This is a genomic window from Myxococcus dinghuensis (assembly GCF_024198235.1).
In the GTDB taxonomy this organism is placed as follows: Bacteria; Myxococcota; Myxococcia; order Myxococcales; family Myxococcaceae; genus Myxococcus; species Myxococcus dinghuensis.
In genome coordinates, this window is the sequence record NZ_JAKCFB010000003.1 from 211,140 (window position 1) to 224,416 (window position 13,277).

Genomic DNA, 13,277 nt, shown 5'->3' on the forward strand with positions numbered 1-13,277 from the left:
TCAGCGCCCCTCGAAGGTGGGCTCGCGCTTGTCGAGGAAGGCCCGCATGCCCTCCTTCTGGTCGCGCGAGGCGAAGAGGAGCTGGAACGCCTTGCGCTCCAGCAGCAGCGCGTCCGCCAACGGCGCGTCCTGCCCGGCGAGGACGACCTCCTTGATCTGCCTCACCGCCAGCGCCGGCAGCCGCGCCACCTTGCGCGCCAGCGCGAGCGCCCGCTCCAGCACCTGGTCGTCGGGGACCACCTCCGTGACGAGTCCCATCGCCTCCGCCTCGCGCGCCGTGACGGGCTCGCCGGTGAGTAGGAGCTTCATCGCCTTGAACTTCCCCACCGCCCGCGTCAGCCGCTGCGTGCCGCCCGCGCCCGGCATGATGCCCACGCGGACCTCCGGCTGACCGAAGGTGGCGCCCTCGCCCGCGACAATCATGTCCGCGTGCATCGCCAGCTCGCAACCGCCGCCGAGCGCATACCCATTCACCGCCGCGATGACCGGACTGGGGCACCCCGCCAGCGCCCGCCAGAGCGAATGTGTATCACTCAACATCAGCTCCACCGGCGTCGCCTCCACGAGCGCGCGCAGGTCCGCGCCCGCCGCGAAACACTCCGGCCCGCCCGTCAGCACGATGCAGCGCACCGCCGCGTCCGCCCCCAGCTCCTCGAAGCAGCCCGCGAGCGCGCGCCTCAGCTCCAGGCTCAATGCATTGCGGACGGCGGGGCGGTGCAGTCGCACCACCGCGAGTCCTTCCTCGGGCCTTTCGACAAAGACATCTGGCATGGCTGGCATCCCAATTTCGCTGTGCGAAACTGAATTTCGCAGACCTTGACCCTCTTTTACTGTCTGTCTATCTTCCTGGCAATCCCGCTCATTCCAGGACCGCGAACCCATGCCACGTTTCGCAGCCCCTTCGTTTCCGCCCAATGATGAAGTCGGTGCCTCCTTCGTGGATTCGCTGGAGCAGGTGAGCGCCGAGGAGGTGAAGGACCGCCAGTTCGTGACGGCGCTGGCGCGCGGGCTGGAAATCTTGCGCGCGTTCACGCCGCAGCGGCCCATGCTCGGCAACCAGGAGCTGGCGGCGAGCACCGGCCTGCCCAAGCCCACCATCTCCCGGCTGACGCATACGCTGACGCGGCTGGGCTACCTCACGTATTCGGAGCGGCTGGGCAAGTATCAACTGAGCACGCGGGTGCTCGCGCTGGGGTTCGCGGCGCTCTCCAACATGGGCGTGCGCGACGTGGCGCGACCGCTGATGCAGGACCTGGCGGACTACGCGAACGTACCGGTGTCGCTCGGCAGCCGGGACCGGATGAACGTGGTGTACGTGGAGCACTGTCGCTCCACGGCGGCGGTGACGCTGCGGTTGGACATCGGCTCGCGGCTGCCGCTGGCCACCACGGCCATGGGGCGCGCGCTGCTGGCCGCGCTACCGGAGGGCGAGCGGCGCTACTTCATGAACCACATGGCCAAGCGCGAGCCGGAGAAGTGGCCGCGCATCGAGGCCAGCATCGAGAAGGCGCTGGAGGACTACCGCACGCACGGCTTCACGCTCTCCATCGGGGACTGGGACCGGGACGTCAACGCGGTGGGCGTGCCCTTCATCCCGCCGGACGGCAGCGGCATCCTCGCCTTCAACTGTGGCGGCCCCTCGTTCCTGCTGCCCAAGCAACGGCTGCTGCTCGATATCGGACCTCGACTGGTGAACCTCGTCCGCAACGTCGAGGCGGCCCTGCAGCGGCGCTGACAAGGAAGACACATCCATGGCTCGTGAGGACGCAACACTCGCTCAACTGCTGGCCACGCTCGAGCGCTTCGTGAAGGAGCGCCTCATGCCCAACGAGCACCGGGTCGCGGACGAGGACGCCATCCCCTCCGACATCATCGGGGAGATGCGCGACCTGGGCCTGTTCGGCCTGTCCACCCCGGTCGAATACGGCGGCATCGGCCTGGACATGAGCCAGGAGGTGCAGGTGGCGTTCGTGCTCGGACAGACGTCGCCGGCCTTCCGCTCGCTCATCGGCACCAACAACGGCATCGGGTCGCAGGGCATCATCCTGGACGGCACCGAGGAGCAGAAGCGCAGGTACCTGCCCCGGCTGGCGTCGGGGGAGATCGTCGGCGCGTTCGCGCTGACGGAGCCCAACGCGGGCTCGGACGCGTCGTCGCTGCGCACGACGGCGCGGCGCCACGGTGACCACTACGTGCTCAACGGCACCAAGCGCTTCATCACCAACGCGCCGGAGGCGGGCCTGTTCACGGTGATGGCGCGCACCTCCGAGGACGACAAGGGCGCCGGCGGCATCTCCGCCTTCCTGGTGGAGGCGGGCACGCCGGGGCTCCACATCGGGCCCGCGGACAAGAAGATGGGCCAGAAGGGGACCCACACCGCGGACGTCCTGTTCGAGGACTGCCACGTGCCGGCTTCTCAGCTTCTCGGCGGACAGGAAGGACAGGGCTTCAAGACGGCCATGAAGGTGCTGGACCGGGGGCGGCTGCACATCGCGGCGGTGTGCGTGGGCATCGCCGAGCGGCTCATCCGGGAGAGCCTGCGCTACGCCATGGAGCGCCAGCAGTTCGGCAAGCCCATCGCGGAGTTCCAGCTCATCCAGGCGATGCTCGCGGACAGTCGCATGGAGGCGTACGCCGCGCGCTGCATGGTGCTCGACGCCGCCGGACGCAGGGACCAGGGCCAGAACATCAGCACCGAGGCCTCCTGCTGCAAGCTGTTTGCCAGTGAAATGGTGGGGCGGGTGGCGGACCGGGCGGTGCAGATTTTCGGTGGCGCCGGGTACATCGCGGACTATGGCATCGAGCGGTTCTACCGCGACGTCCGCCTGTTCCGTCTGTACGAGGGCACCAGTCAGATCCAACAGCTCGTCATCGCGCGCAATATGATGCGTGAGGCGAGCTGAGCCGGCCGCATCCGAGGCCCTGGCGACGCTCGCTCCCCCCTGGGAGTCCGCATGTATCAGGTCATCGGAAGCATCATCGGTCTCAGCGTCCTCGTGGTCGCCACGCGGTGGTGGCTCCTGCGCCGCGAGGGCGCCCCCTGTCCGAGCGAGCCGTTCGACGGCGTCGTCTACCAGGTGGGCAAGGCCGTCATCGCCGAGCGGCGCAGTGAGGCTCCCCGGACCACGGTCATCTGCATGCACGGCTTCGTGGCCAGCATGCGCTACTTCACCCACGCGCTCTACGCCGCCCCCGACATCCAGCTCATCCAGTTGACGAGCTGCGACTACCACCTGCCCATCACCCAGCCGGTCGAGCGCTCCGCTCCCTGGGCGAAGGCCCCCCAGGCGCCGGAGGGCACCATCGCCTACGACGCGGAGGTGCTGCTCCAGGCGCTGGAGCACCTGCCCCGGACGGAGCACGTCCGCGTCCATGGCCACTCGCGCGGGGGCGCCGTGGTGCTGGAGGCCGCGTCGATGCGGCCCGACCTGTTCGAGAACGTGGAGGTGGTGCTGGAGGCGCCGGTGCTGCCCCAGGCCCGGCCCTACGTCGCGCTGGGCGCGGTCCAGTTGTGGCTCCTGCCGTTCGTCATCCCGCTGTGGCGCCGCGAGCCCATCTCCCGGCACAACCGCGGCGCGTGGGGCCCGCTGGAGGACACGCGCAAGCGCGACCTCATCGCGGCCTTCCCCTTCAACCCGAAGCGCGTCTCCACCATGGAGACCAACGTCCGGGGCATCGGCGCGTGGATGAGCGAGAAGGATGACTCCGTCTTCAAGAACGTGCGTCGGGGCACGGTGCTCGTCCCCGGCAAGGACCGCGTGCTGGACGCCCGCTCCATGCTGGAGGTCGCCCGCCGCGCGGAGCCCACGCTGAACGTCGTCACCCTCGACGGGTGCAGCCACTTCGTCCTCTGGGACCGGCCGGATGCCATGCCCGCGCTGACGCGTCAGCCGGAGCGCTCCGCCGCGAGCGCCTGACGCGGCCTCGTCACACGCCAAAGACAGCCATCCCTCCCGAGTCCGCCGTGCAAGAAGGATGCGGCGACGGATGGAATTCCAAGACATCCCCGTGAGCCACATTCTTGCGGGCCAAAGCCCTGTCACGCCCGAAACACTCTCACCGAGTCTCCAGGACAGTGTCTCCATCCAGCAGTCGACTCAATGATGCGCGCGACGTTTCGGGTCGCGAAACCATCCGGTGCGCGAGCGTTCCCGGACGTCATTCGAGAGGGAAGACATGCCTATCCAGCGAGACACCTCCAACACCCTGTTCCCCGCACGTGAGCTGCTTTGCGTATTCGTCACACTCCTCCTGGCGGCCTGCGGGACAGCCCCCAGCGCCGAACCGACCCCGGGAGAGGATGTGTCGAACCAATCCCAAGGGGTGAGCGCCTGCGTGACGTTGCGGCGTGGCGTCAGCGGGACGGTGGCCGACGCCACGATTGCCTCCGCCACCCCCAGCACGCCCAACGGGTCGGGCCAACTGACCGTGGACTACCTGTCCGCGCTCGGCATCACCTCCCAGCAGGAGTCGCTGCTGCGGTTCGACCTCAGCACGCTGCCGCCCAACATCACCATCAACACCGCCACGCTCGAGCTCTTCGCCGTCGCGCAGACGAACTCCGTCTTCGTCCACAGGGCCACCGCGGCCTGGACCGAGGCGGGCGTGACCTTCACGGGCTTCAATCAGCAGTACTCGCCCGCGGTCGAGGCCACCATCCTCCCCAGCCTCCTGTCGACGCGCACCGCGAACGTCTCGAACCTGGTCAACAACTGGGTCACCGGGGCCGTCCCGAACTACGGCTTCCTCCTCGACTCCGCGGCCACGACCGTCTCGGTTCCCGCCATCTTCGCCAGCAGCGAGACCCTCGTCGTCGATCAACGCCCCGGCCTGGAGGTCTGCTACACGACCCAGACGTGCGCGAACGCCTATGGCCAGTGTGGCGGCATCAACTGGCCTGGCCCCACCTGTTGCGTGGCCGGGAGCACCTGCTCGTACCAGACCGACTACTACAGCATGTGCGTCCCCAACGGGCCGTGAGTCCCCCCGGCCTGCCTCGAACGGGCGGCCACGCTCGTGACGAGGCAGGAGGGCGCCTCCGAGTCCCACCATGAAGAGGAAGGGCCGAGCGCTGGTTGGCTCGGCCCTTTCTCCGTGGGTGAGCCTGCGAGCCGGGTGAAGCGTGAGGCGCGCCGGATGGCGCCGGAGACTCCGGCCCCCAACTGCGCGTTCGTCTTGGAGGCGTTGACGGACACGGGCGCGTCGTCGTGGGGAAATGGAAGAGGAGTGCACGCCCCGGGAGTCGAACCCGGCAATGTCGGTACGTCAGACCGATGCCGTCACCCGCTGGCTCGGCGCGCATGAGGAAAACAAAGTGAGCCCGCTGCATCAATCCAACGCGACCCGCGAGTTCCTTCGACGTACGGGCGACACACCGACGGTCTGACCGCTCCGGACTTCCATGCCCCCGGAACCGCCATGTCCGCTCGCTTCCGGATGATGGTCTGCCCCAACCCCTTCGGTTGAACGGGGGACCTATCAGGCCTTGGACACCCTTCCTCAGGGTGCTGGTTCTTCCGCGTAGCGCGAGGCAAGCCTCCCGCCCCCGCATTGAAGCGGGATGTCGCACGGGAGTGGCAGTTGATGAAGCACACTGGATTCCTATCGTTCGCCCAGGGGCTCGCCCTGAGTTCCCTGGTGCTGGCCGTGGCCTGCAACGCCCCCATCGAAACCACGGGAGAATCGGGCGAGCCCGGCTCCGAGCAGCAGTGGGACCCCGAGGCCCCGGAGACCGGGCTCCAGGTGGAGTCCAGTGAGCCCGAGTCCGGGGAGTCGAGCCTCCTGGTCGCGGGTCCATGCGCCGACGGCACGTCCGAACAGACCTTCGCCGGCGGCATGGTCGGCTGCGCCGGCCAGGTGACGTGGGACAATCGGGCCTCGCTCTGCGGCGCGGGCTACCGGCTCGCCACCGCCACCGAGTGGGTCAACCTGCGAGGCACCGCGGCGCCCCTGCACAACTACTGGACCCACGACAACCTGCGCTACTCCGGCTCCGCGAACGCGTGCTCCGTCTCGTCGGCCACCGGCACGGCCTGTCCCGCCAACATGCCCATGCGCGTGTGCACGGCCAACGGCGGCGACGCCCAGGGCAATCAATGCAACTGGCGGAACTGCGGCTACGGGACCAACACCCCCAACCAGTATTTCGGCGGCTGCGCGGGCAACACCACGGCCGGCGCGCTGTGTGTCCCCCGGAACGACGTCCCCCGAGGCCCGTGCGCCGACGGCACCACGGAGCAGACCTTCGCCAACGGCATGGTCGGCTGCGCGGGCCAGGTGACGTGGGACAAGCGCGCGTCGCTCTGTGGCGCGGACTACCGGCCCGCGACCGCGAATGAATGGAGCACGCGGTTCAACGGCGCGGTGCCCACGCACCACTATTGGACCGACGACAACCTGCGCTACTCCGGCGCCAGCAACGCGTGCTCCGTCTCGACGACGACCGGCACGGCCTGTCCCGCCAACATGCCCATGCGCGTGTGTACGCCAAGTGGCAACGACCCCCAAGGCAACACCTGCGGCTGGCGGAACTGCGGCTACGGGACGAACACGCCCAACCGGTACTTCGGTGGCTGCGCGGGCAACCCCACCGCGGGAACGCTCTGCGTCCCTCGGACGCCTCCGGGCTGTGCGGACGGCTCCGTCGAGCAGACGTTCTCCGGAGGCATGGTCGGCTGCGCGGGCAGGGCACCGTGGGACGACCGGACCTCGTTGTGTGCGCAGGGCTACCGGCTCGCCACCGCCACCGAGTGGGTCACCCTGCAAGGCGCCAAGGCCCCCACGCACCACTACTGGACCCACGACGAGCTCAAGTACAACGGCTCCGCGGTGGCCTGCTACGTGAGCACCACGAGCGGCACCTCGTGCGGAGAGGGCAGCTCCATGCGCGTCTGCCGGGGCGCGGGGTTCGACCCCGAAGGCAACCACTGCAACTGGGGCACCTGCGGCTACGGGACGAGCACCCCCAACCAGCACTTCGGCGGGTGTGGAAACACGGGCGGCGCGCTCTGCATCCCCGTGTCGGGGTGCGCGGATGGCACCACCGAGCAGGTCTTCTCGGAGAACCTCGTGGGCTGCGCGGGCAAGGTGACGTGGGACAAACGCGCCTCCCTGTGCGCGCCGGGTTGGTCGGTGAGCAACGCGCTCAACTGGACCCAGAACTCCGGCTCCATGGCGCCCACGCACAACTACTGGACCAACGACGACCTGCGCTACAGCGGCTCCGCCAGCGCGTGCTCCGTGTCACCGACCTCCGGGACCTACTGCGGCGCGAACGTCCCCATGCGCGTGTGCACGCCCGCTGGGAACGACCCCGAAGGCAACGCCTGCAACTGGCGGAACTGCGGCTACCTGGCGACCACGCCCAACCAGTATTTCGGAGGCTGCGCCGGCAACACCACCGCCGGCACGCTCTGCCGCCGGTGAGGTGATGCATGGCTCACGGACCTCCAACTCCGCGAGCCTCGCCTGCCGAGGAGCGGTCTCGCGCATCGCCGTCGCGCGGTATGCGGTGCGCGTGGCCAACAGCCCGGAGCAAGGTTGGAGGAAAGTGGTCCTGGCAGGAGTCGAACCTGCGGCCGGGCGGTGCGCCAACCCAGCAGTGTCGCGCCCTTACCTCGCCCCCGCTCGGAAAACCGCAGATTCGACTCCCGTCCAGGCCCCAGCCGTCCCGCCTTGTTCCAGCGCATTCCTCAGGGTCGTGCGACATACGTGCAACATGGCGGGGACCGATGGGCCCTCTTCGCCCCCCAGCGAGAGGGACCGAGCGACGGTAGCCCGGCCCCTCTGGATTCCTACGGTGGGCCCTGGAGCGGATTCAACAGCCCCGCTCGGTCCAGCAACTCGCGCACCCGTTCGGCCAGCGCCACATGCTCCGGGTTGCTTGCCGTGAAGCGCTCGGGAGTGAGGACAATCAGCGTGCCCTTGTCCCCCACGGGTTCGACGCGTACTGGAGCGGGGAGTGGAGGCACTGTCCCCCGGTGTTGTGCAAAGTAGGTCACCCAGCCAACGAACGTGCCTGGGTCCGCAGACTCGGACGAACTGTCTCGATGAATGGTCGAGGTAGCGACGCCCCATTCCGGATCCCACGCTAGCGCCATCACACGCACAACCTGAGAGAGCGCCAGCGAGGTCACGAGACATTCCGCGACGGGGCTATCTGGTGGCAGCGTGAGAACACACCGATCAACCACGTACCGAGAGCGAGAACCGCAAGAGATGCTCGCCACGCTGTTTCCCTCGACCAAACCATTCCATGCCGCGAACGAAACGTCGCCGCCGCCTTGTTGGTATCGCTTCGTGCCGAGCAAACCAATCAGCGTCGCCAAATCGGGCACGAACCCATGTGCCAGGGCTTCCGCCGGTGAGGTTGATTGCTCGAACCAGCGAGAAAGGGCGAGGTCCTGTAGGGCCAGTCCTTGGAAGAGAGCTTCGGCACGGCGCGCGTACTCTTCCACTGGCTCACGTCGTCCCGACCAATAGACGCCGGCATAGTATTTTTCGATCATCTGACTCCTCACCTAGAAGGCAGGTGGAGTGTGAACGACTCGAATTCGACCAAGACCCTCATTCCGGAAAATCTCGCGGACAAACTCCGCAGCCTCGCGCTCTGCAAAGTGCCAACGAACAGGATGGCCGTTGGCCACTGCTAGCTGTCGCTCGGCCTGTTCCACGATCCTTCTGAAGCCCTGATACCAGCCACCATTCTCCGCCGCCTCCGCGATGAACTTTGCGTAGCCGGGCCCCTTGGCTTCTAGCAGGACACCATCCTTGAACCCATCGAACTTCACATCCTCGACCTTGTAGATCTGTCCGTCAGGGGCTCCAGTCACCTGCTTCTCGTACCGTCGCGCAGGCTCCTTCATCGATTCCTTAGCTGCTTCCCATCTGCCCGGTCCATCTGAAGGCGACGACTGACCGCCCGATGCGGCGTCCCCTGCCCGCTGGATGATGACGGCTGCACCAGGACCGCCGCCAAGCACCGCCGCCGCGCGCCCCACCGGCACCGCCACGCGCTCGATGGACAGGGCACCCTGGGCGGAGAGTGCGAGCACCGGCACCATGGCTTCGGCGCCTGCCAACCCGCCCGTCACCGTGCGCGTCGCCACCGATGCGGTCCCCGTCGTGAGCACGAGGTCCGTGACCAGCGCCGCCACCGCCTCGATTTGCTCCCCGCGCGTCATGTAGCGGAAGTGCTCGAAGTAGGCCGGTGATGACTCGATGAGCGCGGCCACACCTGCCGGCAGGTTTTTCAGGGAGGCGATGCTGTCCAGCGGGTACGTGAAGAAATGGCCGATGGAGAGCGCCAGCTTCACCACCGCCGACTCGGCCCCGTCCAACACGCGGCCCACGTAGTCCGCATCGTCGTAGACCTCTGCAATCAGGCGCCCATCCACCTCCTGCAGCTCGTCGTCCAGCAACCGGTAGACGCCCGAGTGTCCCGAGTAGAAGCGCCCCAGCTCGAAGCGGTGCGCGCGGAAGGCACCGTCCTTCCACTCGACGGGCGCGACTCGCTGCTGCGTCCTCCCACTCAGTACCCACGCCATGCAGCCGTCAGGACGGAGCACCGCCAGTCGAGAGAAGCGCTCGACCTGGCGCACCAACTCAGGCCGCGACAGCTCGCCGCGCTCCAGCACGTTGCGAAGCACATGGCCCACCGCGAGCCGCGAGGGGAACTGGCCCAGCGTCACGGGCTTGCCGAGCAGTGACGTCAGCAGTCGCGCCGCTTGAGCCGAGGTGAGCGGGCCGCCTGGAATCGGACGCGCATCCCGGTCCTCCAGGCCCGAGTTCGTCAGCAGCTTCTCCCACGCGTCCAGATTCAACGGGAGGCGCGCGACAGCTCCACCAACGGCCAACCCAACGGTGTTGTCTTCCTCGCTCGATGTGCCGCTGCGGAACACTCGCCCGTGCCGATTCCGGGAGGCGTCCCAGTCCCCGCCCACCACATGCCCCTGGGCCAACAGCCGGGGCTCACGACGCATCCCCCGCCCTGCCGGAACCTGGGGCATGGAGGCGCATCCAGTGGCCAGCAACGCCACGGCCAAGAGCAGGGCGTTAGCGCGCATTGTCCACCCCCAGCCCCACCGAGGCGAAGGCCCCCGGGCGCAACGTCCCTTCCGCCGTGGGGAACAGCAGCGTGCCGCCCGTCCCCATCGCGTAGAGCTTGCCGCCCAGGAACCTCCAGCGAACCTCCGCCGACCCGAGGTAACGCGCCCCCGGCTTGCCCGCACCGACGGCGAGGCCCTTCACGGCCACTTCCAGGGCGCGCTCGAAGAGCTGAACCGCCACGCGCCCGTCCACGTCGAAGCGCCCCCAGGAGAAGGCTTCCGCGCCCAGCGACAGCTTCAGGTGCTTCTTGAGGCCCCTGTACCTGACGGCATCCCACCCAACCTCCGCTTCACCGAAGACGGAGTAGCCCTCCGGGAAGGGCGCATTCGAGACAGGTCCGCCGTCAGGCCCGGCCGCCTGGAAGCGCGCCAGCTCGTAGTCCGCGCCGAAGAAACCTTGCCGGAAGCCGCCATGCTGGCGCCTCGCCTCCAGTCGCAACCACAGGCTGCGCTTCTCGGTGAAGGACTCCATGCCCAGCCCGGCCACTGCGCCCCAGGCGATGGAGTCGCCCGGCTTGCCACCTCCGCCCACGAAAGCGTGTGCTTCGAGCGTCGGCCGAACCATGAACACGGCCACCGCGTCCAGGTGCACCAGCGTCACCGAAGGCGCGCGGCCTCCAGCTCGCCCCCAGTCGTGAGCAACCGACGCGCTCAAGGTGTAGCGGAAGCCCTGCTTGGGCCTGCCGAAGAGCACATGCTCCAGGTCCAGCTCCACCTCGGCCCCCATCAACCGCGCCCCCAGCATGTCCGAGGAGAACGCTTCGACGTAGACGGGCCCCAGGTAGGCTGTGCCGACGCCCGCGGCGGGGTGGTAGTCCGGGTTCGCGCGGTGGGCGTAACGGCGGACCAGGTGGCCCGTGAGCATGGTGTAGCTGTCCAGTTCGCCGAACCACAGCGCCCAGGGGGCCTCGTCCGAGCCGAACTTGAGACTCCGCACCAGTTGTCCCCAGTCAGAGAGGGAGTCCCAGTCCTCGCGCCGGAACAGCCCCTCGTCCTGCGGCCCCCACAACGGCAGGCGCAACGGAGCCCCCAGGTTGATGCCGAATTCCTCGCCGCGCTCGAAGACGACGGTGGGCTCGACTTGAAGGAAGCCCGCGTCCGTTCCCTCGCCTCCACGCGGCAACAGCGCCCACGTCACGGCCTCGACGCGCAACAGGCTCGTCCAGCGCGCGCTCGACCAGCTCGAAGGCACGGGAGGCACGTCCTCATCCTCGGTCAGCGGCTGATCCGACTCGGCGATGTCAGGCACCTCGAATTCGGACGAAGGCTCGGGCAACGGCGGCTCGTTGGCTTCCTCCGCCCAGGACACTCCAGACAGCAGCAACAGCAGCACGGCCAAACGGCTTCGCTCCCTGTGCATACACGTCTCCTGTGCGTGCCCCGGTATGAGGCACGAAAGACACACGTCTCCCGGGTGGCTTGAGCGACTCGCGCCGCGCCGGTGGTGAATCAGCGGTGGTGAGGGGAAAGGGGTGCCGCCGTTACGCGGTCGGCTGCTTCGTCAACGTGCGACGGCGCGGACCGGCACCGGGCTCCGTTGGCACTTCATCGGCCGCGCGCGAGGACGACGTACACCGCGTGCCCCGGGAGGAGGACGCCGTGGTGGCCGCGGCACCGCTCCACGCCTCTTGAACAGGGGGCGTGATTCCGCCTTCATCGCTCGGAACCTCGAAGTCCCAGAGTTTGTCGCTGGCCTGCGCGAGTGCGTGCTGGACCTCTCGCAACGCGTCCTCCCGCGTGTAGCGCCCCAGGCGTGCCAGTTGAGAGCGCATGACCAACTCCAGCTCCGCCGCCGTGAAGACGCGGTCAGCGGGGTCGCGCTGCAACAGCGTGTGCAGGATGTCCCGGAGCGGAACCGAGAGCCCGCGCGCTGCCAACTCCACGTCGTCGGAGCGAAAGGCCATCGCGCACCAGATGACGTCCTCCGCGAAGGCGGGCAGCTCCGTCACGAGCGCGGCCACCGAGGCCGCGAGCACCTTCTCCCGCTCCTCCTTCGAGGCACGCGCCTCCACCTCTTCAATGCGGAGGTGGCCCGGGTCGTAGAGGTGACGGCCCGTGGAGAACTCCAGCAGCTTCAGGCCCAGGGAGAACATGTCCGCTCGCCAGTCCACGGCCTCTCCCAACAACGCCTCCGGTGCCGAGTAGAGGACTTCGCCTTGGGGGCTGGGGAGCGAGGTGGCCAGCCGCCCCGCGAGACGGGAGAAGGCCACGCCGAAGTCGGTCAGCCGAATCTCCCCATGCGGCCCCACGCGGATGCGAGCGGGGTTCACATCCCGGTTGACGATGCCGAGCGGGAAGCCCGCATCGTCCGTGCGTGCGTGTGCATAGGCCAGGGCCGCCGCGACCTCCGCGCCTACGTAGAGGGTGAACGCCTCGGAGAAGTAGCAGCCGCGCGCCTGGGCGACGGCCAGCAACGTGTGGAGCGACAGCCCTTCGACGTTCTCCATCGCCACACACAGGCCATGCTCGGTCTCGAAGAGGCCATGCACGCGCGCGATGCTCGGGTGGCGAAGGTACTGGGCGCGCCGAACCTCTTCCTCCAGGCGGATGCGGGTGCGCTGGTACTGCTCCGTCACCTCCGCCGCTGTCGGCAGGGGCAGGCACTTGAGCACGACGCACTCACCGAGCCCCTTGGGCGTGCGCGTCTGCGCGAGGAGGAGCCGCTCCCCTACGCGCCCCTCCCCCAAGTCCCGGAAGAACTCGTAGGAGGTTTCTCCATTCGTGAATAGGACGACGCTCCCGGCAGGCCGAGAGTCAGACGGATTGGACATGGGCAGGAATCTCCGAGCGCCCGCGCGAGAGGGTTTCGCGCAAAGGCAGACTCAAGGTACTGCCAGCCCTGCCAGACTTGAACGACGTGATAGGTCTAAAAGATCGAAATCTCATTCACTCCAAGTGAAGCCAGGAGGGCCTGTTTTGCAAAACTGCTTTACGTCCTCCGAGGGAAACTAAGGCCAACGCTCGACCAGATAAGCAGGCAGGGATCTAGCGAGGTCTGCGGCCCCCGGCTTGGAGTCAGGCCCCTTCTCGATGTACCCCCCACGCCCCAGAACCACGCACACAGGAACAGTCCGTCCGTCCGGGAGCTGCGCCTCTGTGTAGCGCCCCACCACCACGTCCCCGCTCGTCCAGAGATAGCCCGAGAGCAACGTCCCTTCAGGGAGACTCTCA

At 68.1% G+C, this 13,277-nt stretch carries 10 protein-coding genes and 1 tRNA gene; 5 read left to right on the forward strand and 6 right to left on the reverse strand.

What is annotated here, in order from left to right; all coding sequences use genetic code 11:
- A complete protein-coding gene (locus LZ198_RS05860) occupies positions 1-771 on the reverse strand; it encodes an enoyl-CoA hydratase (protein WP_253970884.1) in 771 nt (256 codons plus the stop codon).
- Positions 772-880: 109 nt separating this feature from the next.
- On the opposite strand from LZ198_RS05860, the gene LZ198_RS05865 reads away from it, so the two are divergent.
- The 4 genes from LZ198_RS05865 to LZ198_RS05880 all read left to right on the forward strand — a co-directional run bounded on the left by LZ198_RS05865 (position 881) and on the right by LZ198_RS05880 (position 4,980).
- A complete protein-coding gene (locus LZ198_RS05865) occupies positions 881-1,735 on the forward strand; it encodes an IclR family transcriptional regulator (RefSeq protein ID WP_253970885.1) in 855 nt (284 codons plus the stop codon).
- Positions 1,736-1,751: 16 nt separating this feature from the next.
- Positions 1,752-2,903, forward strand: a complete 1,152-nt coding sequence (locus tag LZ198_RS05870) for an acyl-CoA dehydrogenase family protein (RefSeq protein ID WP_253970886.1) — start codon at positions 1,752-1,754, stop codon at positions 2,901-2,903.
- Between the two features lie 51 nt (positions 2,904-2,954).
- On the forward strand, positions 2,955-3,917 hold the full coding sequence (locus LZ198_RS05875; RefSeq protein WP_253970887.1) for an alpha/beta fold hydrolase: 963 nt from the start codon (positions 2,955-2,957) through the stop codon (positions 3,915-3,917).
- A gap of 385 nt (positions 3,918-4,302) precedes the next feature.
- Positions 4,303-4,980, forward strand: coding sequence for a DNRLRE domain-containing protein (locus LZ198_RS05880; RefSeq protein WP_253970888.1), 678 nt, complete (start codon positions 4,303-4,305; stop codon positions 4,978-4,980).
- A gap of 247 nt (positions 4,981-5,227) precedes the next feature.
- Here the strand turns inward: LZ198_RS05880 and LZ198_RS05885 are convergent.
- Positions 5,228-5,300 (reverse strand) — tRNA-Val (locus LZ198_RS05885).
- 283 nt (positions 5,301-5,583) lie between these two features.
- On the opposite strand from LZ198_RS05885, the gene LZ198_RS05890 reads away from it, so the two are divergent.
- Entirely contained in the window at positions 5,584-7,425 is a 1,842-nt protein-coding gene (locus LZ198_RS05890) for a hypothetical protein (RefSeq protein ID WP_253970889.1), read from the forward strand.
- A 368-nt stretch (positions 7,426-7,793) separates the two neighbouring features.
- Here LZ198_RS05890 and LZ198_RS05895 read toward each other — a convergent pair whose 3' ends face one another.
- The 4 genes from LZ198_RS05895 to LZ198_RS05915 form a co-directional block, all read right to left on the reverse strand.
- Positions 7,794-8,507 (reverse strand): immunity 52 family protein, encoded by a 714-nt coding sequence (locus LZ198_RS05895; RefSeq protein ID WP_253970890.1) that lies wholly within the window; start codon positions 8,505-8,507, stop codon positions 7,794-7,796.
- A 12-nt stretch (positions 8,508-8,519) separates the two neighbouring features.
- Positions 8,520-9,899 carry a Tox-REase-5 domain-containing protein gene (locus tag LZ198_RS43385; protein ID WP_323381975.1) on the reverse strand — a complete coding sequence of 460 codons (1,380 nt, stop codon included), beginning with the start codon at positions 9,897-9,899 and terminating at the stop codon, positions 8,520-8,522.
- A gap of 154 nt (positions 9,900-10,053) precedes the next feature.
- Positions 10,054-11,466 carry a hypothetical protein gene (locus LZ198_RS05910; protein WP_253970891.1) on the reverse strand — a complete coding sequence of 471 codons (1,413 nt, stop codon included), beginning with the start codon at positions 11,464-11,466 and terminating at the stop codon, positions 10,054-10,056.
- Between the two features lie 121 nt (positions 11,467-11,587).
- Positions 11,588-12,877 (reverse strand): serine/threonine protein kinase, encoded by a 1,290-nt coding sequence (locus LZ198_RS05915; RefSeq protein WP_256559286.1) that lies wholly within the window; start codon positions 12,875-12,877, stop codon positions 11,588-11,590.
- Positions 12,878-13,277 lie beyond the last annotated feature (400 nt).

Coding starts and splice junctions, on each gene's coding strand:
- LZ198_RS05860 (WP_253970884.1), bottom strand. CDS start 771: ATGCCAGATGTCTTTGTCGAAAGGCCCGAGGAAGGACTCGCGGTGGTG.
- LZ198_RS05865 (WP_253970885.1), top strand. CDS start 881: ATGCCACGTTTCGCAGCCCCTTCGTTTCCGCCCAATGATGAAGTCGGT.
- LZ198_RS05870 (WP_253970886.1), top strand. CDS start 1,752: ATGGCTCGTGAGGACGCAACACTCGCTCAACTGCTGGCCACGCTCGAG.
- LZ198_RS05875 (WP_253970887.1), top strand. CDS start 2,955: ATGTATCAGGTCATCGGAAGCATCATCGGTCTCAGCGTCCTCGTGGTC.
- LZ198_RS05890 (WP_253970889.1), top strand. CDS start 5,584: ATGAAGCACACTGGATTCCTATCGTTCGCCCAGGGGCTCGCCCTGAGT.
- LZ198_RS05895 (WP_253970890.1), bottom strand. CDS start 8,507: ATGATCGAAAAATACTATGCCGGCGTCTATTGGTCGGGACGACGTGAG.
- LZ198_RS05910 (WP_253970891.1), bottom strand. CDS start 11,466: ATGCACAGGGAGCGAAGCCGTTTGGCCGTGCTGCTGTTGCTGCTGTCT.
- LZ198_RS05915 (WP_256559286.1), bottom strand. CDS start 12,877: ATGTCCAATCCGTCTGACTCTCGGCCTGCCGGGAGCGTCGTCCTATTC.